This is a genomic window from Bacteroides sp. 2201st1_D9_2201SCRN_220225, from assembly GCF_040928965.1.
In the GTDB taxonomy this organism is placed as follows: Bacteria; Bacteroidota; Bacteroidia; order Bacteroidales; family Bacteroidaceae; genus Bacteroides; species Bacteroides stercoris.
Genome location: NZ_JBCODG010000041.1, coordinates 18,749 through 39,540, shown reverse-complemented (window position 1 = coordinate 39,540; position 20,792 = coordinate 18,749). Strand labels below are relative to the sequence as shown.

General features: G+C 43.4%; 19 protein-coding genes. 18 read left to right on the top strand and 1 reads right to left on the bottom strand.

Annotation, left to right across the window (positions count from 1 at the left end; translation table 11 throughout):
* Positions 1-401 precede the first annotated feature (401 nt).
* Positions 402-4,895, bottom strand: coding sequence for a translocation/assembly module TamB domain-containing protein (locus AB5903_RS14025; RefSeq protein ID WP_034536297.1), 4,494 nt, complete (start codon positions 4,893-4,895; stop codon positions 402-404).
* Between the two features lie 204 nt (positions 4,896-5,099).
* On the opposite strand from AB5903_RS14025, the gene tsaD reads away from it, so the two are divergent.
* From tsaD to AB5903_RS13935, 18 genes are all read left to right on the top strand, one after another.
* The gene (gene tsaD / locus AB5903_RS14020) at positions 5,100-6,119 is read left to right on the top strand and encodes a tRNA (adenosine(37)-N6)-threonylcarbamoyltransferase complex transferase subunit TsaD (RefSeq protein ID WP_005654333.1); all 1,020 of its coding nucleotides are present in this window, start codon (positions 5,100-5,102) and stop codon (positions 6,117-6,119) included.
* Positions 6,120-6,151: 32 nt separating this feature from the next.
* Positions 6,152-6,619: a CinA family protein gene (locus AB5903_RS14015; protein WP_272709478.1), complete on the top strand. Its 468-nt coding sequence runs from the start codon at positions 6,152-6,154 to the stop codon at positions 6,617-6,619.
* 121 nt (positions 6,620-6,740) lie between these two features.
* Entirely contained in the window at positions 6,741-7,001 is a 261-nt protein-coding gene (rpmB, locus tag AB5903_RS14010) for a 50S ribosomal protein L28 (protein WP_004291052.1), read from the top strand.
* Positions 7,002-7,023: 22 nt separating this feature from the next.
* Complete coding sequence (rpmG, locus tag AB5903_RS14005; protein WP_002560155.1) at positions 7,024-7,212, top strand: 50S ribosomal protein L33; 189 nt, start codon at positions 7,024-7,026, stop codon at positions 7,210-7,212.
* A gap of 14 nt (positions 7,213-7,226) precedes the next feature.
* Positions 7,227-7,385, top strand: coding sequence for a DUF4295 domain-containing protein (locus AB5903_RS14000; protein WP_005654275.1), 159 nt, complete (start codon positions 7,227-7,229; stop codon positions 7,383-7,385).
* A 159-nt stretch (positions 7,386-7,544) separates the two neighbouring features.
* Positions 7,545-8,504 (top strand): signal recognition particle-docking protein FtsY, encoded by a 960-nt coding sequence (ftsY, locus tag AB5903_RS13995; RefSeq protein WP_117667363.1) that lies wholly within the window; start codon positions 7,545-7,547, stop codon positions 8,502-8,504.
* Positions 8,501-9,799 carry a 30S ribosomal protein S12 methylthiotransferase RimO gene (gene rimO, locus AB5903_RS13990; protein ID WP_117740718.1) on the top strand — a complete coding sequence of 433 codons (1,299 nt, stop codon included), beginning with the start codon at positions 8,501-8,503 and terminating at the stop codon, positions 9,797-9,799. Before ftsY ends, rimO begins: the two co-directional genes overlap by 4 nt.
* 81 nt (positions 9,800-9,880) lie before the next feature.
* Complete coding sequence (locus AB5903_RS13985; RefSeq protein ID WP_016662867.1) at positions 9,881-10,153, top strand: HU family DNA-binding protein; 273 nt, start codon at positions 9,881-9,883, stop codon at positions 10,151-10,153.
* Positions 10,154-10,178: 25 nt separating this feature from the next.
* Positions 10,179-11,312 (top strand): HU family DNA-binding protein, encoded by a 1,134-nt coding sequence (locus tag AB5903_RS13980; protein WP_117667359.1) that lies wholly within the window; start codon positions 10,179-10,181, stop codon positions 11,310-11,312.
* A 366-nt stretch (positions 11,313-11,678) separates the two neighbouring features.
* Positions 11,679-12,674 carry a MoxR family ATPase gene (locus AB5903_RS13975; RefSeq protein ID WP_117740717.1) on the top strand — a complete coding sequence of 332 codons (996 nt, stop codon included), beginning with the start codon at positions 11,679-11,681 and terminating at the stop codon, positions 12,672-12,674.
* 35 nt (positions 12,675-12,709) lie between these two features.
* The gene (locus AB5903_RS13970; RefSeq protein ID WP_117667357.1) at positions 12,710-13,579 is read left to right on the top strand and encodes a DUF58 domain-containing protein; all 870 of its coding nucleotides are present in this window, start codon (positions 12,710-12,712) and stop codon (positions 13,577-13,579) included.
* A 7-nt stretch (positions 13,580-13,586) separates the two neighbouring features.
* Positions 13,587-14,660 (top strand): BatD family protein, encoded by a 1,074-nt coding sequence (locus AB5903_RS13965; protein WP_005654264.1) that lies wholly within the window; start codon positions 13,587-13,589, stop codon positions 14,658-14,660.
* Between the two features lie 60 nt (positions 14,661-14,720).
* A complete protein-coding gene (locus AB5903_RS13960) occupies positions 14,721-15,704 on the top strand; it encodes a VWA domain-containing protein (RefSeq protein WP_005654262.1) in 984 nt (327 codons plus the stop codon).
* A gap of 80 nt (positions 15,705-15,784) precedes the next feature.
* Positions 15,785-16,813 (top strand): VWA domain-containing protein, encoded by a 1,029-nt coding sequence (locus AB5903_RS13955; protein ID WP_016662871.1) that lies wholly within the window; start codon positions 15,785-15,787, stop codon positions 16,811-16,813.
* Positions 16,810-17,514, top strand: coding sequence for a tetratricopeptide repeat protein (locus AB5903_RS13950; RefSeq protein ID WP_272710754.1), 705 nt, complete (start codon positions 16,810-16,812; stop codon positions 17,512-17,514). The genes AB5903_RS13955 and AB5903_RS13950 overlap by 4 nt, the downstream gene beginning before the upstream one ends.
* A 22-nt stretch (positions 17,515-17,536) precedes the next feature.
* The gene (locus tag AB5903_RS13945) at positions 17,537-19,378 is read left to right on the top strand and encodes a BatD family protein (protein ID WP_368117953.1); all 1,842 of its coding nucleotides are present in this window, start codon (positions 17,537-17,539) and stop codon (positions 19,376-19,378) included.
* 16 nt (positions 19,379-19,394) lie between these two features.
* On the top strand, positions 19,395-20,231 hold the full coding sequence (locus tag AB5903_RS13940; RefSeq protein WP_195658576.1) for a tetratricopeptide repeat protein: 837 nt from the start codon (positions 19,395-19,397) through the stop codon (positions 20,229-20,231).
* A gap of 197 nt (positions 20,232-20,428) precedes the next feature.
* Positions 20,429-20,710, top strand: coding sequence for a hypothetical protein (locus AB5903_RS13935; protein ID WP_005654248.1), 282 nt, complete (start codon positions 20,429-20,431; stop codon positions 20,708-20,710).
* The last annotated feature ends 82 nt before the right edge of the window (positions 20,711-20,792 follow it).

Sequence of the window (20,792 nt, the reverse complement as noted above, 5' to 3'; positions counted from 1 at the left end):
GTATGACTGAAAGCGTAAAGGTTGTTAAATCTTTCATAATCTGTTGGCTTTATAATATTTACAGTCTTTGCGTGCGCCATTGCTGCACGCGATATAATATATTGCATTTTATTGGAATTTGTTTGCTTGCGGACAATGTTCCGGCTTCGCAGAGGCTTTACATCCTCTCTTTGCAGGTACGGACACACCAAGCGTATCGCTACATTGGTTCCTTCCTTGAAGAACCGTTTTTATGGGTGCACGCCGAGACGTCAGGAGCGTTGTTCATGCCAAAAGTAGTTTAAGATAGTGTATAGGAAGTAAACGCATGGTCTGTCGGAGTGAAACAGATGGTCTGTACGGTACAAACAGATGGTCTGTTTACACCATACAGACCATCTGTTTTAAAAGAAAGCATGCACTCATTCTTCCCTTTCCCGTTTGGATTGTGCTTCCGGGCGGGATTTCTTTTGAGGGATACTGTCCGGAGCGGACGTATTCTTCTCCGCTTGTTTTCTTTTCAGCCTTTTCAACTTCCACTTGTTCCAAAAGAGCAGTTCATTCCATTTGTTGAAATCCTTCTTGAAGATGATGCCTATACCCTGAGTGGTGAGGTTGGTCTTGGTGTAATAGCGGTCGTTGGTTTCGTTATAAGCTTTCAGACGGATATCGCCGGAACGGTTTACGAGCCATTCGGCTTGGAAGTCACCTACGAAGTTGGTGTTCGCCATCGGATTCTCGCGATAGCCGAAGTTACCGTTTATGAGCAGGCGGTTATTCAGCAGTTGCCCGGAAAGCATTGTCTCGAACTCCATGTCCGTCCAGCCTTTTTCTCCGGTACTGAAGTTTGTGCCGAAGTTCCAGTTATTGCTGTCGATAATCTGCGAGAGTGCATTGTTCAGTTGTCCGGAAAGGGTAGAAGAGAGCACGCTCGACATCATGTTGGAGTTGCCGGTGGCGTCTACATTCTCCGGAGTATAGAACTTGCCGATACCTAAAAGGTAGAGTATCTGCATGTTCATCTGCTCGTCCGTAGGGATATAATTCCGTACCAACGCCTGTACTTCGTCGCGTTCGTTGGGCAGCTCCAGGCTCATTTTGATGTCCGGTGAGGTGAGCTGTCCGGTCAGCGCCATGAGGCAGTTAACCTTGATGTTGGTCTGGTTGACGTAATTGCCGGCATCGGGAACGAGGTCGTTCAGCGAAGCGGAGTTTACAAGATAGCCTGCCTGGATGTCGAGGGTGGCATTGAGCGGCGCGCCGTTAAAGGTGATGGTACTTCCGTCTTTGATGATGAAGTCCTTGCGGATAACTTCCTGCAGGCTGAATTTATAAACTCCCTGGCTGATGCGGTAACTACCGAACATTTTCACATCTCCTTTATTGTAGAATTCGGTGCGGATATTCCCCGTTCCTTTACCGCTGATGTAGTCACCTGCAATGGGGTCCATGATGATTTTCATGGTGGCGTCCGGAGTTGCGTCTATCAGGAGATTCAGTCGTATGTCGGTGTCACTTTCCTTTTCCATGACTTCTTTCTGCGCCTGCTCGTATTCGGACATCAGCATGATGGAATCCTGAAGTACGCGGCGCGGTGTCTTGTCTACGAAGCGTATGAACTGGTTGCTCACTGCCGAGGCGACACCTTCTTTCATATAAGTGAAGTTGGTGTTGCGGTTGGTGGTCATTGCCACGTCGATATTCACCCCGTCTGCCGCATTGCCGGCAATGGTGGCGTTGCCTGTGCCATACACCGTGCCGTAGAAGGGGAAGTCGGGTGATTCTTTGGTGTTCATAACCAGCATATTGTCCACATCGAACCGGAAGCGGTATTCCAAATCCTTGAAATGCCGGTAGTGCAGGTAACCGTTGGCTCTGCCCTGATGCCCTTGCGTATCGAAGATGCGGTTGTTGCGGAAAGTAAGTCCGCCCGGTTCGATAAGTATGCTGTCTTTCAGGGAGAAAGTAGTGTTGAGTACATCTACCTTGAGGGAGGCGTCACCGAATACGCGACCTTCCATTGTCAGCGCCTTGAACTTGCCGTAGAAATGTACGTGGCCGCTGGCACGCCCGTTGAATTCGGGGGTGATGCTCTGCATGTAGTGGTGGATGAACTTCAGGTTGGTGCTGTCGGCTTCGATTTGCAAGTCGAGCGCACTGGTGGGTTTTATGGGGTAGATGTATCCGTATACATGGCTTTTGGCAATGTCTTTCTCGCGGATACGGGCATCCAGGTAGATGCCTTTCACGTCGTGATGCCATTCGCCGTGTATGTTGGCATCGCCTAAAAGACCCTCGTTCAAGCCGAGGTTGCGTATGAAGAGGTCGGTACTCATTACCGGCTTTTTAAGTATTCCGCTGGCATATGCCGGGCCAGTGGCCTCACCTTTGAAGTTGACACCCAGGTCGGCTATATCGAATACGTATCCTATGTTTATCTCTTTCAGGTTCAGGCGTACGGTGTCCTGAGGTTGTTCGGATACGGTTCCGTTGATTTGCAAGTGACGCTCTTTATGGCTGAAGTAGAAATTGTTGACGTGCACTTTGCCCGAGTCGACCACGATTTGCGAAGGGTGTATCTTCCATACGGTGTCGTTGAGGATTACGTTCGTTTCCTGTACGTTGACAATCGTTTTCAGGGCGGGTTTCTCTTTTTGGGCTTGGCGGGAGGATTTTGTGTGTATTTTGTCGTTGCCAGCTTCTTGGGAAGAGTTGCGGACGAATTGAGTGAGAGCCGCTATCTTGCCGCTGTAAGTTACAGCGCTGCTGTTTCCCCAGTTGAATATGGTTTGTATCCGGTCGTCCTTTGCCTTGGCTTCGAGGGCTACGTTTACCGCACCGGTTGTTTTCCGGTTGGTGAAGCGGACTTTTGCCTGGAACTGTTCACCCGGATTTTCGCAGAGAACCACACCCGACTCAAAGAACTTTCCGCCGTAACTCAGCCGTGGAAAGTACCCCTCTACGCGCAACCGTTGCGCTTTGTCGTTGAAATAGCCCTTCAGAGTAGAGTGGGTATATACTTTCAGCGGTATCTGGAATACGGTGGAGAGTATCTCTGTATCGTAGATATGGAGGTCGAAATGGAAATTGTTTTCTGTTTTCTGCGGTTTTCTGGCGGGCTGTATCAGAGCCGGAATGTAACGCCGCATGATGTTGAGCACGCTGGCGGGTAATGTCTGATAGGAATAGTCGCCTTCGATAGTACCGCGCAGGAAGTTGGAACTGATAGTCAGCCGTTTCTGGCGCTCATCGCTCTGAGTGGCAGAAATCCGCAGGTTGTCCATGAAGAAGTTCTGTTCCGGAGCGATGTATTGGAGACTGTCGACGTTGATTTCACCGTTCATGTCGTTGATGGAGCTACCGGTGAAGTCGGCTTTTATTTTTACGGCCAATTCCGTGTCCTTGTATTTGGGTGTGAGGTGCAGGGTGTTAGGGCGGAAATGGTCGATAGCGGCACGGAAGTTGAAGGTGGGTGTCTTGCCGGCAGTATTGATAGAGCCGTTCAGTTGTATGGCTCCGTTTTCGTCGTTGAGCGATACGTTACCGTTGAAGCCGCCTTGCTTATACTCTCCGTCCAAAGTGATGTTTTCGTAAGTATAGTCACTGTAGTCTATGGATGCCACCAGCCCTTTCATGGTAATGGCGGGATATCTTTGGGCATAATGATTGCCTTTGACGTCCATGTTGAAGGTGACTTTTCCAAGCTTGTCGTTGTTCAGCATCCTGCCCAGTTCGAATCCGGTTGTCTTTACCGCACCCGAATAAGCGAAATAGCCTTTGTCTTTGTCGGAACTGAGTTTGACATCTGTCTTGATGGTGCCTATATCCGTGCGGACTTCGCCATAGGTCACCAGGTCCGTGAAGTATCCGGAAATCTCTCCACGGAAAGATACCGTGCCCAGATTCTGCAATACCGGAGGAACTCCTTTGTAATCTTTACTCAGGTTGCGTACAAAGAATGCAATGCCGTCCGGGTCGGCATATAAATTGGACAGATTGCCGAATATGTATGCATCTTGCGGATGAGACAGATCCTGCAGGGATACATTGCCTTTCAGCAGGAAGTGATCGTTGGAAGAGATAAGCAGTTTCGGGCAGTTGAGCCGGTTGACCGTTCCGGCGGCTTCCATTTCCAACTTCAACTTTTCCTTGAAGGGCTTGAAGGCAGGCACGAATGCCGATATATCCTGTAATGCTACTTCCGAAGGCAGCATACGGAACGAGAAACGGACATCATCGGTGAAATGGCCGAGTGATTCCAGGCTGTCGTATTCCATACGGATGGTATCCATTGCCAAAGAGGTGTTGGGCAAATCTATGGCGAAGTTCTCTATCCGCATCTTCCGGTCGTTGGCTATTATCTTCAGACTTAGCTTTTTCAGTTCGAAGCCGGAGTGCTCCTCTTCAACGCTCATCCGCTTGATGGCAGCGTTGACCGAGTCGTTCTGGAGCGCTTTCAGCGAGATGTTGGCAAGAATGTTGGACAGGCGGATGTGTTGCGGGTTGAACTTGCCCGGAGTGCTTTCGGCTGACAACACATCGTAAGATACCTTTCCGCGTCGTATCAGGAGTGAGTTGATGCGCAGGTCCAGATTGCTCTTCTTCTTGACGGTGTCTTTGGAAGCGAAAGCATCGAGCACGAATTGGAAGTTGGTGCTTGCCTGGGGAGTAGGTCTTTCCAGATTGGCATTGAAACTGAAAAGCTGTACGTTACCGATGGATATCTTTCCGCTGAACAGCGGCAGTATCTCGAACTTAGCGGACAGACGGCCTATTTTCAGCAACTCTTTTCCCGATTGGTCGTTCAGCACCAGGTCGTCGATGATAATCCGGTTCAGCAGTCCTATGTTTATCCGCCCTACTGTGAGCTCGCTACCTAATACGGTGCTCAGCTCCTTGGCAACGAGTACAGACATGCGGTGCTGGACATAAGGAATGTTCAGCAGCAAAATTATTCCGATATAGAGTCCTAACACTATACCGATTATCCAGCGTACTGTCGTTTTCAGCGTTCTGATAGGCGGTTATTTTTTTAATTCAGCCAACAAAAATATGAAATAATACGTTATGGATACTACTTTTATCACTACTTTTGTAGCGTTTAAACGTAAATAAACACTATGAGTACAATAATCTTAGGAATTGAATCTTCATGTGATGACACTTCCGCAGCGGTTATCAAGGATGGCTACCTGCTGTCGAATGTCGTTGCCAGTCAGGCTGTTCACGAAGCTTATGGTGGGGTAGTGCCCGAACTGGCTTCGCGTGCGCATCAACAGAATATAGTGCCGGTGGTGCACGAGGCTTTGAAACGTGCCGGAGTTACCAAGGAAGAATTAAGTGCCGTGGCGTTTACGCGCGGTCCGGGGCTGATGGGGTCTTTGCTGGTGGGTGTGTCCTTTGCCAAAGGGTTCGCCCGTGCGTTGGGGATACCTATGATAGATGTCAATCACTTGACCGGACATGTATTAGCTCATTTTATTAAAGCGGAAGGTGAAGAAAACGTGCAGCCGGAATTTCCTTTCCTTTGCCTGCTGGTTTCCGGTGGTAACTCTCAGATTATTTTAGTAAAGGCCTACAACGACATGGAAATCCTGGGGCAGACAATTGATGATGCTGCAGGTGAAGCCATCGACAAATGCTCCAAAGTTATGGGGCTGGGCTATCCCGGCGGACCGATTATCGACCGGCTTGCCCGCCAGGGAAATCCTAAAGCCTTTACTTTCAGCAAACCGCATATTCCCGGACTGGATTACAGCTTCAGCGGCTTGAAGACTTCGTTTCTGTATTCCTTGCGCGACTGGATAAAGGATGACCCCGATTTCATCGAACATCACAAGACAGACCTGGCAGCGTCGCTGGAAGCTACTGTTGTCGATATTCTGATGGATAAGTTGCGTAAAGCGGCAAAACAGTACAAGATAAAGGATGTGGCCGTTGCAGGTGGTGTATCGGCAAACAATGGTCTGCGAAATTCATTCCGCGAACATGCTGAGAAGTATGGATGGAATATTTTCATTCCCAAATTCAGCTATACAACGGATAATGCTGCAATGATTGCCATAACCGGATACTTCAAGTATCTGGATAAGGATTTCTGTCCGATGGAAGCGCCGGCTTATTCGCGTGTCACTTTATAAGGAAAAAGTATATTGCATATATATAATAAGGTATGAAGACGGAAGAGAAGGTAGGGGAACTGCTGAAAGCAAAGAATTTCTCCCTTTCCACCGCTGAAAGTTGTACCGGTGGCGGAATAGCTGCCTTGATAACTTCGGTTCCGGGGAGCTCGGAGTATTTTAAAGGCGGAATTGTGGCGTATTCCAACGAAATAAAGGCGGATTTGCTCCATGTTTCTGTCGAGGCGCTGGCGCAGCACGGTGCAGTGAGCAGGGAGACGGTTGTTGAAATGGTGAAAGGTGCGATGAAAACGTTGAAAACGGATTGCGCGGTTGCCACTTCGGGAATTGCCGGCCCCGGTGGCGGTACACCGGAGAAACCGGTAGGTACTGTGTGGATAGCGGCTGCCTGCAAAAACGAAATTGTAACCATGAAGCAGGAAGGCGATCGCGGAAGGGCGGAAAATGTACAGTCGGCTATTCAAAATGCGCTGTTTATGCTCTGTAGTATGCTGAAATGAGGAAAAAATATTCTCGTGCAACGAATTATTTTAGGAAAAACTTGTTTCGTAACGATAAAAGTGCTTACTTTGCGCTCTGTTTGAAATAAGTATAGATAAAAACTATAAAATAAAGATAGAAATGTCGAAGATTTGTCAAATTACCGGAAAGAAAGCCATGATTGGCAACAATGTTTCACACTCAAAGAGAAGAACAAAAAGAACCTTTGATTTGAACTTGTTTAACAAGAAATTCTATTATGTAGAACAGGACTGCTGGATCAGTCTGAGCATTTGCGCCAACGGTCTGCGCATTATTAACAAAAAAGGTTTGGATGCTGCTTTGAAGGATGCAGTAGCTAAGGGTTATTGTGATTGGAAAAGCATTAAAGTAATTGGCTAAAAGTAGAGGAGAATAACTGATTATGGCAAAGAAAGCAAAAGGTAACAGAGTACAGGTGATTCTGGAATGCACAGAACACAAGGATAGCGGTATGCCGGGAACTTCTCGTTACATTACAACGAAGAACAGAAAGAACACTACCGAGAGACTGGAGTTGAAGAAATACAACCCGATTCTGAAGAGAGTAACAGTACACAAGGAAATTAAATAATAATAGTATAACCCATGGCAAAGAAAACAGTAGCAAGTTTGCACGATGGTTCTAAGGAAGGTCGTGCTTATACGAAGGTTATCAAGATGGTTAAGTCTCCGAAGACCGGTGCTTACATCTTCGATGAGCAAATGGTTCCTAACGAAAAAGTACAGGACTTTTTCAAGAAATAAGATAAATGCAGTTGCTGCAAGGCACTGATTACTTATAAAGCTCCTCTCGCCGATATAGCGGCGGGGGGATTTTTTTTGCTATTAAATCGTTTCGGCTTTTATTATTTGTTAATTTTGTTATATCTTTGTGGCATAATGTATTGTACAAAAAAGTAGACTATGGGATTTTTTAGTTTTTTCTCAAAAGAAAAGAAGGAAACATTAGATAAAGGATTATCTAAAACAAAAGAGAGTGTGTTCGGGAAGATTGCCCGTGCTATAGCCGGTAAATCGAAAGTGGATGATGAGGTGCTGGATAATCTGGAAGAGGTGTTGATTACTTCGGATGTGGGCGTAGAAACTACGTTGAAGATTATAGAACGTATCGAGAAGCGTGCCGCAGACGAGAAATATATGAATGCGAAGGAGCTGAATGTGATTCTGCGCGATGAAATCGCTGCTTTGCTCACAGAGAACAACTCGGATGATGTGGACGACTTTGAAACTCCTGTTACGAAGAAGCCATACGTGATTATGGTAGTGGGAGTGAATGGTGTAGGAAAAACCACGACTATAGGCAAACTGGCTTATCAGTTTAAGAAAGCCGGCAAATCCGTTTATCTGGGTGCTGCCGATACTTTCCGTGCAGCGGCGGTGGAGCAGCTGGTTATCTGGGGAGAACGTGTGGGGGTTCCCGTCATTAAACAGAAAATGGGTGCTGACCCTGCTTCTGTGGCATTTGATACTTTGAGTTCAGCAGTAGCCAATAATGCCGATGTGGTGATTATAGATACCGCTGGACGTCTGCATAATAAAGTGGGTCTGATGAACGAGCTGACCAAAATTAAGAATGTAATGAAGAAGGTTGTGTCGGATGCTCCGAATGAGGTATTGCTTGTTTTGGACGGTTCCACCGGACAGAATGCATTTGAGCAGGCCAAGCAGTTTACTTTGGCAACGGAGGTTACGGCAATGGCTGTAACCAAGCTGGACGGAACGGCTAAAGGCGGCGTTGTAATCGGAATCTCCGACCAGTTTAAGATTCCGGTAAAGTACATCGGTCTGGGAGAAGGTATAGAGGACTTGCAGGTGTTCCGTAAAAAAGAGTTTGTCGATTCATTGTTCGGAGGGAATGCATGAAACGGAAAACTATTGATATCATAACATTAGGCTGCTCTAAAAATTTAGTGGACTCGGAGCATTTGATGCGCCAGCTGGAGGAAGCGGGCTTTCATGTGACGCATGATACCGAGCATCCGAAAGGAGAGATTGCCGTAATTAATACCTGTGGTTTCATCGGCGATGCAAAAGAGGAGTCCATCAATATGATTCTTGAATTTGCGCAGGCCAAGGAAGAAGGCGAGTTGGAGAAACTCTATGTTATGGGTTGCCTTTCGGAACGTTATCTGAAGGAACTGGCAATTGAAATTCCTCAGGTGGATAAATTTTATGGTAAGTTCAATTGGAAAGAGTTGCTGCAGGACTTGGGTAAGGCATACCATGATGAACTGCACATAGAGCGTACACTGACCACTCCTCAGCATTATGCCTATCTGAAAATATCGGAAGGATGCGACCGCAAATGTTCTTATTGTGCCATCCCTATTATTACGGGCCGACATGTGTCGCGTCCTATGGAAGAAATCCTGGACGAGGTGAAGTATCTTGTGGCCCGCGGAGTGAAAGAGTTTCAGGTTATTGCGCAGGAATTGACCTATTATGGCGTAGATTTATATAAGAGGCAGATGTTGCCCCAATTAATTGAAAAAATCTCAGAAATTCCAGGTGTGGAATGGATACGTTTGCATTATGCTTATCCGGCTCATTTCCCGATGGATTTATTCCGCGTAATGCGCGAGCGTCCCAATGTATGTAAATATATGGATATTGCCTTGCAGCATATCAGTGATAATATGTTGGAGAAAATGCGCCGTCATGTTACTAAAGAGGATACTTATCGGTTGATAGAAAAGTTTCGGGAAGAAGTGCCGGGAATTCATTTGCGTACTACGCTTATGGTGGGGCATCCAGGAGAAACGGAAGCTGACTTTGAAGAGTTGAAGGAGTTTGTCCGCAAGGTGCGCTTCGATAGAATGGGGGCATTTGCATATTCCGAGGAGGAAGGTACGTATGCCGCTGCCCATTACGAAGACAGCATTCCTCAAGAAGTAAAGCAAGCCCGGTTGGATGAATTGATGTCCATCCAGCAAGGTATTTCTGCCGAACTGAGCGCAGCAAAGGTAGGCAGGCAGATGAGAGTAATAATCGACCGTCTGGAAGGTGATTACTATATCGGACGTACGGAGTTCGATTCTCCCGAAGTAGACCCGGAAGTGCTGATTGAATGTGGTGATGAACCGTTGGAGATTGGTGGCTTTTATCAGGTAGAGATAATAAATTCCGATGATTTCGACCTTTTTGGACGGATTATTTAAATATTTCCTTTCGTACTTCTTGTGTATGTGGGGAAGATTTGCTAATATAGCACAGTAGTTCACAATTTTAAAGCTTGGATTTTGAATAACAAAGAATTTACTTCGGAATTGTCACGCAGGTTAGGGTATACTTTGAAGGATACTTCGGAGTTGGTTACTTCTTTACTGTCGGATATGACGCGGCAACTGGAAGAAGGGAATATGATTTCCATACAAGGTTTTGGAACATTCGAAGTGAAAAAGAAAGCGGAACGTATATCCGTAAATCCAACAACCAAACAGCGTATGCTGGTTCCGCCTAAACTGGTGTTAACTTATAAACCCAGTACTTTGCTAAAGGATAAGTTTAAGTGATCTTTCTTTTAAAATCTTCCATATTATGAATGAAAAACTAAACATACAGGATCTGATTGACTTGCTGGCTGAAAAGCATGGCATGAGCAAGAAGAATGCCGATAGTTTTGTGAAAGAGTTTTTCCAACTGATTGAAGAAGCGTTGGAAAAAGACAAGTATGTGAAGATTAAAGGCTTGGGCGCTTTTAAACTGATTGATGTGGAAAGCCGGGAGAGTGTAAATGTCAATACTGGGGAACGCTTTGAGATACAGGGCCATACCAAAGTCTCATTTACTCCGGAGCCTGCTCTGAAAGATATTATCAATAAGCCGTTTGCACATTTTGAAACAGTAGTGCTCAATGAAGGTACTGTTTTAGAAGATACCCCTGTAGATAGTGGCAGTGAGGAAGATGAAGATACGGAGCAGAAAGTGGAAGATGTTGTGCCGGAAGTGGTTGCCGGTAGTGCGGTTGAGACACCGGAGATTGCGGAGAAAATCGATAGTCCTGTCGAACCGGAACCTGTAGAAGAAGCCGTTGTTCCTGTGGAGACTGTGGCTTCGGAGGAAGTTAATGAAGAGAGGGTGGAGGTTATCAAAACTGCCGGCCCGGCTGAATCTTCCGCAATGAAATACTTCATTGCCATCGTGGCTCTTGTGGTATTGCTATGTGCAGGAACCGTCGCTTATTTGTATTATCCTGATTGGTTTGACGGATTATCGGCTGAATCACCTGTGGAGGAAACCGCTGACAATGAAGCTGGCAATGCGGCAGGTAATACGGTCTTGATGGATAGTGTCGGTGTTAAGGACAGTGTGGTGATTGCCGTAAAAGATACTGTGTCGAAGAAGCTGATTGCTGAGCCTGTAATAAAACAGCAGGAAGCACCGGTTGCCGTCAGACAGCCTGTGGTGGCAGCCGCTACATCTGCTTCCCAGCCGAAAAAAGAGAAGAAAGTTGAGTATGTACCCGATTCTACCAATTATACCATTGCAGGAACGCAGGCGACATACACGATAAAGCCGGGTGAGACATTGACCAGAGTGGCTCTTCGTTTTTATGGAACTAAAGCGTTATATCCATATATAGTAAAGCATAATCCGGACGTTATCAAAAAACCGGATAATGTACCTGCGGGCACAACAATAAAGATACCTAAATTAGTGAAGAAGCAGTAAAAAGATACTGCTTCTTTTTTGTTAAATACTCAGAGCTTGTTTAAATATTCTTGAAGAAGTATTTTCTTCAAGAATATTTGAGTTTCTTCCTGGTCTGTTTTCCTCTTTTTATCCGTTACATAGCCTGCTATGCTCTTAGTAAAAACAGAAAAATATTTTCAAAGAAGAACTCTTGAAAAGAATGCTGAACAAAATTAAACAGGCTCTAAACTCTATGAAAGTAGTTTAATCTAAAGGTTTCACATTGTTTTTTAATAAAAATTAGTTGCTATGGTTAATTTATTCCCGTACTTTTGGAAACGAATTATAATTACCGGTGTATGGCCGGGCGAAAACGAAAAATTAAACATTAAAATACATTGATTTATGGCTGAAACAATTGATATCCGCGAATTGAACGAGCGGATTGAAAGACAAAGTGCTTTCGTTACCAATCTTACTACGGGCATGGACCAGGTTATTGTAGGACAAAAGCACCTGGTAGAGTCGTTGTTAATCGGTTTGTTGTCTGACGGACATGTGTTGTTGGAAGGTGTGCCCGGTTTGGCAAAAACATTGGCTATCAAAACACTGGCTTCATTGATTGATGCACAATATAGCCGTATTCAGTTTACACCTGACTTGTTGCCGGCGGACGTTATCGGTACGATGGTTTACAGCCAGAAAGATGAAGCTTTTCAGGTAAAGAAAGGACCTGTATTTGCCAATTTTGTATTGGCCGATGAAATTAACCGTGCTCCGGCCAAGGTGCAAAGTGCTTTATTGGAAGCTATGCAGGAACGCCAGGTTACCATAGGTAAGGAAACATTCAGACTGCCTGAACCTTTTTTGGTGCTTGCAACTCAGAATCCTATCGAACAAGAGGGTACGTATCCGTTACCTGAAGCGCAGGTAGACCGTTTCATGCTGAAGGTAGTTATCGACTATCCTAAACTGGAAGAAGAAAAATTAATTATACGCCAGAATATAAACGGAGAAAGACTGAATGTAAAGCCTATTCTGAAAGCAGACGAGATTATCGAAGCGCGTAAGGTCGTACGTCAGGTATATCTGGATGAAAAGATTGAAAAATATATTGTCGATATTGTATTTGCAACCCGTTATCCGGAGAAGTATGATTTGAAAGAACTGAAAGATATGATCGGATTCGGCGGTTCCCCTCGTGCATCTATCAATCTGGCATTGGCGGCACGCAGTTATGCTTTCATCAAACGCCGTGGCTATGTTATCCCGGAAGATGTGCGCGCCGTGGCACATGATGTATTGCGCCACCGCATCGGTCTGACTTATGAAGCTGAAGCAAGTAATATGACTTCGGATGAAATCGTCAGCAAAATATTGAATAAGGTTGAAGTGCCCTAATGTAAACAATTTGTTTACTATTTATGTATTACTGAATGGAAACAACTGATTTATTAAAAAAAGTCCGTCAGATTGAGATAAAGACGCGCGGATTGTCCAATAATATTTTTGCGGGCCAGTATCATTCGGCTTTCAAAGGTAGAGGTATGGCTTTTTCCGAAGTGCGTGAATATCAGTTTGGTGACGATATACGCGACATAGACTGGAATGTAACGGCTCGTTTTCATAAACCCTTTGTGAAGGTGTTTGAAGAAGAACGTGAATTGACTGTAATGTTGCTGGTAGATGTTTCCGGTAGTCTGGAGTTCGGTACTGTGAAGCAGATGAAGAAAGATATGGTGACGGAAATAGCTGCTACATTGGCTTTTTCCGCCATTCAAAATAATGATAAAATCGGTGTCATCTTCTTTTCAGACCGGATAGAAAAGTTTATTCCACCCAAGAAGGGACGTAAACATATACTATATATCATTCGCGAATTGCTTGATTTCCGTCCGGAAAGTCGCCGGACCAATATCCGTCTCGGCTTGGAGTATCTTACGAATGTTATTAAGCGTCGTTGTACGGCTTTTGTCTTATCGGACTTCATCGACCAGGAGAGTTTTAAAAATGCCATGACTATTGCCAATCGGAAGCATGATGTTGTGGCTATTCAGGTATACGACCGCCGTGTAGAGGAGTTACCTGCTGTGGGGCTGATGAAAATAAAAGATGCGGAAACGGGTCACGAACAATGGATTGATACTTCTTCGCGTGCCGTACGGCGTGCTCATCGTGATTGGTGGGTGAATAAGCAGACGGAACTGAATGATACATTTACTAAGAGCAATGTAGATAATGTGTCAGTACGTACGGACCAGGATTATGTGAAAGCATTGATGAATTTATTTGCGAAAAGAAACTAATCGGAGAATGAAAAGATATTTATTTCTGATAACGCTGTTGACAGCATTGACGGGTAGGATAATAGCCCAGTCGGTGACAGTGGATGCTACAATTGATTCCTTGCAAATCCTTATCGGGGAGCAGGCCAAGATTAAGCTTCAGGTTTCATTGGACACTGATAAGCGCGCTATTCTTCCTGCCTATACTGATACTTTGGTGCGTGGAGTGGAAATTGTTGATATAGCCAAGCCCGATACACAGATGCTGAATGACGGCAGGCGCTCGTTGATAACTCAGGAGTACACCGTAACTTCCTTTGACTCGGCATTATATTATTTGCCCCCGATGGAGGTGCTTGTTGATAATAAGGCATATCGCTCCAAAGCTTTGGCATTGAAAGTGTATTCCATGCCGGTAGATACGTTGCATCCCGATCAGTTTTTTGGTCCTAAACCCGTAATGAAAGCACCTTTTGCATGGGAAGACTGGTATACGTCTATCGCTTGTGCTGTATTGTTTGTGCCGTTCCTGTTGCTGTTTATCTATCTTGTGAAACGTATTCGCGATAACAAACCGATAATTCGTAAGGTGAAGGTAGAACCGAAACTGCCGCCGCATCAGTTGGCTATGCAGGAAATAGAACGCATCAAAGGTGAGAAAGTATGGCAGAAAGGACAATCGAAGGAGTATTATACAGAATTAACAGATGCTATTCGTACTTATATAAAAGACCGTTTCGGTTTCAATGCATTGGAAATGACTTCCTCTGAAATCATTGATAAACTATTGGAAATGAATGATAAAAATGCAATATCGGATTTGCGTATCCTGTTCCAAACCGCGGATTTAGTGAAGTTTGCCAAACATAATCCACTGATGAATGAGAATGATGCAAATTTGATTAATGCGATTGACTTTATCAATGAAACAAAGGAAAAAGAAGATGAAAATGCCAAGCCGCAGCCTACTGAAATTACTATCATTGAAAAACGTTCCTTGCGTACCAAGATACTGCTTGGTGCAGGTATCGTTGCTTTAACGGCAGCACTTGCCGGTTCACTGATATATATAGGTTTGGAGCTGTATAACTATTTTGCCTGAAAGTAAAAGCAGGGAGATACGCTTCAATCATAAATCATAATTTGTAAAATTGTAAATATCATGGTTTTTGCCAATATTGAATATTTATTTTTGCTGCTGTTGCTTATACCTTATATAGTATGGTATATCATGAGGCGGAAGAATAGTGAAGCCACGCTTCAAATTTCAGACGCTCGTGTATATGCGCATGCTCCTAAGAGCTATAAGAATTACTTGCTGCATGCACCATTTGCATTGAGGATAATAGCTTTAGCTTTGATTATTATCGTTTTAGCCAGGCCGCAAACTACTGATAGCTGGCAGAATAGTGAAATAGAGGGTATTGATATAATGCTTGCCATAGACGTTTCCACCAGTATGTTGGCTGAAGATTTGAAGCCGAATCGCCTGGAAGCGGCCAAGGATGTGGCGGCAGAGTTTATCAATGGTCGTCCGAATGACAATGTCGGCATCACGCTATTCGCCGGAGAAAGTTTTACGCAATGTCCGTTGACGGTAGATCACGCCGTGCTTTTGAATTTGATAAAGGACGTAAAATGTGGTCTTATTGAGGATGGCACGGCAGTGGGTATGGGTATTGCCAATGCGGTTACCCGGCTGAAAGACAGCAAAGCCAAATCGAAAGTGATTATTCTTTTAACAGACGGCACGAATAATAGAGGAGATATTTCTCCGTTGACGGCTGCCGAGATAGCTAAAAGTTTCGGTATCCGTGTTTATACTATCGGTGTAGGTACTAACGGTATGGCTCCATATCCTTATCCGGTAGGTGGAACTGTGCAGTATGTCAATATGCCGGTTGAGATTGACGAAAAGACCCTGACACAAATTGCCGGAACAACGGATGGTAATTATTTTCGCGCTACGAGCAATTCGAAGTTGAAAGAGGTATACGAGGAAATAGATAAGCTGGAGAAAACGAAACTGAACGTAAAAGAATACAGCAAGCGCCAGGAAGAGTATCGCTGGTTTGCTCTGGCAGCTTTCTTATGTGTGCTGTTGGAAGTTCTGTTACGTAATTCAATATTGAAGAAGATACCGTAGTATACGCATCCTTTTTCTTAGGATATTGTATCTTGTACAAGTTTAGTAAATAGTAAATCGTAAAAATAATAAATAAAGAAATGTTTCGATTTGAAGAACCTGCATATTTGTACTTGTTGCTGTTGTTGCCCTTGTTAGCAGCCTTCTACTTGTATTCCAATTATCGGAGACGGAAGAATATCCGTAAATTCGGTGATCCGGAACTGATGGCACAGTTGATGCCGGACGTATCCAAATATCGTCCGGATGTGAAGTTTTGGATGGTATTTGTTGCTATCGGTCTGTTTTCTGTATTGTTGGCGCGTCCACAGTTTGGTTCTAAACTGGAAACAGTGAAGCGTCAGGGAGTTGAAGTGATGATTGCATTGGATATTTCCAATTCGATGCTGGCACAAGACGTACAGCCCAGTCGTTTGCAGAAGGCAAAGAGACTTGTAGCGCAGTTGGTGGATAAAATGGAGAATGATAAAGTAGGTATGATTGTTTTTGCGGGTGATGCATTTACACAGCTTCCTATTACAAGCGATTATATATCAGCCAAGATGTTTTTGGAGTCTATAGATCCTTCATTGATTTCCAAACAAGGTACAGCAATTGGGGCAGCCATTAATTTGGCCTCCCGTAGTTTTACTCCGCAAGAGGGGGTAGGGCGTGCAGTGATTGTCATTACTGATGGTGAAAATCATGAAGGTGGTGCAGTGGAAGCTGCTAAAGATGCCGCAGAAAAAGGTATTCAGGTGAATGTTCTTGGCGTAGGTATGCCTGAGGGAGCTCCCATCCCGGCAGAAGGGACAAATGATTATCGTCGCGACCGTGACGGGAACGTGATTGTAACCCGTTTGAACGAACAGATGTGTCAGGAGATAGCTAAGGCGGGCAATGGTATCTATGTGCGTGTAGATAATACAAATGGCGCTCAAAAGGCGATTAGCCGGGAAATTAATAAAATGGCGAAAGCTGATGTGGAAACACAGGTATACACAGAGTTTAATGAGCAGTTCCAGGCTGTGGCATGGATTATTCTGTTGCTTTTGTTGGCAGAAATGCTGGTATTGGAGCGCAAGAACCCTCTGTTCCGTAATATTCATTTGTTTTCCAATAAGAAATGATGCGTATGTTACAGAAAAAATATATAAGCTTTTTTTTATTGCTGCTAATGGCAGTTACAGCTTCGGCTCAGAAAGCCGAACGTGTTTTTATCCGTAAAGGGAACCGTTTTTTTAAAGATAGCGTGTATGTGGATGCGGAGGTAAATTATCGTAAAGCTTTGGAGACGAATCCTCAGTCTACAGTCTCAATGTTTAATTTGGGGAATACATTGGCTCAGCAGAATAAACTGCAAGAGGCTATGGAACAATATGTTGCCGCTACAAAAATAGAAAAGGACAAGAATGATTTAGCGCAAATCTATCATAATATGGGGGTGATTTTTCAATCACAGAAAGATTATGGCAAAGCGGTAGAAGCATATAAGCAGTCATTACGTAATAACCCGAAAGATGATGAAACACGTTATAATTTGGCTTTGGCACAAAAGATGCTGAAAGACCAGCAGCAGAATCAGCAAAACCAGGACCAGAATAAACAGCAGCAACAGGACCAGCAGGAGGATAAAAAGGACCAAAATAAAGATCAACAGCAGAATAAAGACCAACAACAACCGCCGCAACCACAGAAAAAGGACAGTGAGATGTCTAAAGAGAATGCTGAACAGCTTTTAAATTCTGTGATGCAAGATGAAAAAGATGTGCAGGATAAAGTAAAGAAACAGCAGGTTATTCAAGGTGGTCGTTTGGAAAAAGATTGGTAATAAATATAACAGGAAATAATATATGAGAAAAATAATTGTCTTATGGATGGTGCTGATGATAGTCAGTTTGCGTGCTTTTGCAGATAGCAAGGTTTCGTTTACTGCATCTGCACCTGATGTTGTGGCAGTAGGTGATCAATTCAGGCTGTCATATACAGTGACCACACAGAAAGTGAGAGATTTCCGGGCTCCTTCTATAAAAGGTTTTGATGTACTGATGGGTCCCAGTCGTTCACAACAAAAGAATGTGCAAGTTATCAATGGGCAGACAACCTCTACAAGTAGCATAACATTTACTTATATATTGATGGCTACGGCTGAAGGTAGTTTTACTATACCCGAGGCTACTATAACGGCAGAGGGCAATCAGATGGTTTCCAATTCTGTGTACGTAAAAGTTCTTCCTGCTGATAGAACAAATGGAGGGGCTTCCGGAAATAGTGGAAGACAAAGTGGTTCTGCAAGCCGTGCTTCATCAGGAACATCAGTATCGAATAACGATTTGTTTATTACAGCTACTGCCAATAAGACGAACCTGTATGAGCAAGAGGCTCTCTTGTTAACATATAAGATATATACTTTAGTAGATTTGAGAGGTTTTGACAACGTGAAACTTCCCGATTTTAAAGGGTTTCATTCTCAGGAAGTCGAATTGCCTAATGACCGTAAATGGAGTCTTGAACACTATAAAGGAAGAAACTATCAGACGACCGTATACCGCCAATTTGTATTATTTCCGCAACAACCGGGAAAAATAACGATTGATGCGGCACGTTTTGATGCATCTATAGCCAAGGTTACTCATGTGGACGATCCTTTCGAAGCTTTCTTCAATGGAGGTTCTAATTACGTAGAAGTGAAGAAGACATTAATGACCCCTAAATTGGTTGTTGATGTAAAAGCTTTACCGGATGGTAAGCCTTCGGGATTTTCCGGAGGAGTGGGAGAATTCAGTATTTCTTCTTCTATAAATAGTACGAATGTTAAGACAAACGATGCTGTTACTGTGAGGCTTGTTATTTCGGGTACGGGTAATCTGAAATTAATCTCTACTCCGGAAGTTAAATTCCCAGAAGACTTTGAAGTCTATGACCCGAAGGTTGATAATAAGTTCCGTTTGACAAATGCCGGACTCTCCGGCAGTCAAGTGATTGAGTATCTTGCCATTCCCCGTAATGCGGGAACATATAAGATTCCTGCTGTAAAGTTCAGCTATTTCGATATTAAATCTCGTACATACAAGACTTTAACGACCGAGGAATACGAACTCCATGTAGAAAAGGGAAGTGGTAATGCAGCTCAGACTATTGCCAATTTTACTAATAAAGAAGATTTGAAAGTTTTGAATGAGGACATACGTTATATCAAGCAGAATAACGTAACTCTTTCCCAAAAAGGAGATTTCTTCTTCGGTTCTTTGGCTTATTGGCTGTTTTACATAGTGCCCGGCATTGCATTCGTCCTGTTCTTCATTGTTTATCGTAAACAGATTGCAGCCAATGCCAATGTTGCTAAAATGCGTACGAAGAAAGCAAATAAGGTTGCTGTGAAACGTATGAAGTTAGCGGGGAAATTGTTGGCAGATAACAAGAAAGATGCATTTTACGATGAAGTATTGAAAGCATTGTGGGGATATATTAGCGATAAATTGAGTATTCCGGTTTCACGTTTATCTAAAGATAATGTCGAGGGAGAGCTTCGCAATTACGGTGTTGATGATGCACTGATAAAAGATTTCCTTGATGCATTGAACAATTGTGAGTTTGCCCGTTTTGCTCCCGGAGATGATAATCAGGCTATGGATAAAGTTTATTCAGATTCTTTGGAAGTTATCAGTAAAATGGAAAACTCTATAAAACATTAAATTGGGAGGAGGTATAATGATGAAGAAAGTAATATCCTTAGCATTTGGTCTACTGATAGGATTAGCTGTTTGGGCGCAAGGAACGGCAGATACTTCGGCTTCTGCCAAAGATTCTGTGTCTATAGGTTCGCATACGGAATTTTCTGCAACTAAATCAGCTGACAATGTTACGAAAGCACAAGGTGACAGTGCATATATGCGTAATGATTATGCTTCTGCCATTCAAATATATGAGAGCTTATTGAAAAAAGGTGAAGCCGCTGAAGTTTATTATAATTTGGGTAATAGCTATTATAAAGCAGACGATATAGCAAAGGCAATTTTAAATTATGAACGCGCTTTGTTATTGCAACCGGGCAATGCAGATATTCGCGCTAATTTGGAAATAGCACGTTCCAAGACGATAGATAAGGTAGTTTCTGTACCTGATATATTTTTTGTAGCTTGGATTAAGTCGTTGACAAATTGTTTAAGTGTAGATGCTTGGGCTAAATTAGGTATTGTGTTTTTTATTCTTTTGCTTATCTCGTTTTCCCTATTCTTTTTTTCCAAACAGATTATCTGGAAAAAAAGCGGGTTTATAGCGGGAATTCTATTTTTGGTATTTACTGTATTAAGTAATATTTTTGCTTCGGAGCAGAAAAGTGAATTATTGGATAGGAATGATGCAATAGTCTTGTCTCCCAGTGTTACAGTACGGAGTACTCCTAGTGAAAGTGGTACTGGTTTATTCGTTCTGCATGAAGGGCATAAAATTGAAATTAAAGATAATTCCATGCGCGAATGGAAAGAGATTCGCTTGGAAGATGGTAAGGTAGGGTGGATTCCTGCTTCTGCGATAGAAGTGATTTAAGAGTATCCATTGCTAAATATAGAAGCCCGTATGAAATAAAGGAAACTATTTCCTTTTACTTCATACGGGTTCTTTTTGTATTTATGAGAATGTTAAACATATAATGGAAAAATACAGATAAATAGTTTGTTTTATCTTTTTTTTTCCTTAAGTTTATAGCGTGATAAAGAAATAACAAAGTATTAACCATTAAATTTATGAATATGAGAACGATAACATTTAATGAACTCCGTAAGATTAAAGACTCATTACCTAGTGGTAGTATGCATAGAATAGCCGATGAACTTGGACTTAATGTTGACACTGTAAGAAATTTCTTTGGCGGTCATAACTTTAAGGAGGGTAAAAGTGTTGGAATTCACTTAGAACCCGGTCCGGATGGCGGTTTAGTAATGATTGATGATACTACCGTTCTTGATCGGGCTTTAAAAATTTTAGATGAAATGGCAGGTGAAACTGCTGAACCTGTTCAGGCTTAAGAAAAGAAAGTAAAGAAAGATCCCAATTGCTGAGAAACAATTGGGATTTCTTGTTTGTTTTGTAAATAAATATAATAGACGA

What these genes read in the sequence shown, in the direction of transcription:
- AB5903_RS14025 (WP_034536297.1), bottom strand. Translation starts at nt 4,895, where the DNA reads ATGTCTGTACTCGTTGCCAAGGAGCTGAGCACCGTATTAGGTAGCGAG.
- tsaD (WP_005654333.1), top strand. Translation starts at nt 5,100, where the DNA reads ATGAGTACAATAATCTTAGGAATTGAATCTTCATGTGATGACACTTCC.
- AB5903_RS14015 (WP_272709478.1), top strand. Translation starts at nt 6,152, where the DNA reads ATGAAGACGGAAGAGAAGGTAGGGGAACTGCTGAAAGCAAAGAATTTC.
- rpmB (WP_004291052.1), top strand. Translation starts at nt 6,741, where the DNA reads ATGTCGAAGATTTGTCAAATTACCGGAAAGAAAGCCATGATTGGCAAC.
- rpmG (WP_002560155.1), top strand. Translation starts at nt 7,024, where the DNA reads ATGGCAAAGAAAGCAAAAGGTAACAGAGTACAGGTGATTCTGGAATGC.
- AB5903_RS14000 (WP_005654275.1), top strand. Translation starts at nt 7,227, where the DNA reads ATGGCAAAGAAAACAGTAGCAAGTTTGCACGATGGTTCTAAGGAAGGT.
- ftsY (WP_117667363.1), top strand. Translation starts at nt 7,545, where the DNA reads ATGGGATTTTTTAGTTTTTTCTCAAAAGAAAAGAAGGAAACATTAGAT.
- rimO (WP_117740718.1), top strand. Translation starts at nt 8,501, where the DNA reads ATGAAACGGAAAACTATTGATATCATAACATTAGGCTGCTCTAAAAAT.
- AB5903_RS13980 (WP_117667359.1), top strand. Translation starts at nt 10,179, where the DNA reads ATGAATGAAAAACTAAACATACAGGATCTGATTGACTTGCTGGCTGAA.
- AB5903_RS13975 (WP_117740717.1), top strand. Translation starts at nt 11,679, where the DNA reads ATGGCTGAAACAATTGATATCCGCGAATTGAACGAGCGGATTGAAAGA.
- AB5903_RS13970 (WP_117667357.1), top strand. Translation starts at nt 12,710, where the DNA reads ATGGAAACAACTGATTTATTAAAAAAAGTCCGTCAGATTGAGATAAAG.
- AB5903_RS13965 (WP_005654264.1), top strand. Translation starts at nt 13,587, where the DNA reads ATGAAAAGATATTTATTTCTGATAACGCTGTTGACAGCATTGACGGGT.
- AB5903_RS13960 (WP_005654262.1), top strand. Translation starts at nt 14,721, where the DNA reads ATGGTTTTTGCCAATATTGAATATTTATTTTTGCTGCTGTTGCTTATA.
- AB5903_RS13955 (WP_016662871.1), top strand. Translation starts at nt 15,785, where the DNA reads ATGTTTCGATTTGAAGAACCTGCATATTTGTACTTGTTGCTGTTGTTG.
- AB5903_RS13950 (WP_272710754.1), top strand. Translation starts at nt 16,810, where the DNA reads ATGATGCGTATGTTACAGAAAAAATATATAAGCTTTTTTTTATTGCTG.
- AB5903_RS13945 (WP_368117953.1), top strand. Translation starts at nt 17,537, where the DNA reads ATGAGAAAAATAATTGTCTTATGGATGGTGCTGATGATAGTCAGTTTG.
- AB5903_RS13940 (WP_195658576.1), top strand. Translation starts at nt 19,395, where the DNA reads ATGATGAAGAAAGTAATATCCTTAGCATTTGGTCTACTGATAGGATTA.
- AB5903_RS13935 (WP_005654248.1), top strand. Translation starts at nt 20,429, where the DNA reads ATGAATATGAGAACGATAACATTTAATGAACTCCGTAAGATTAAAGAC.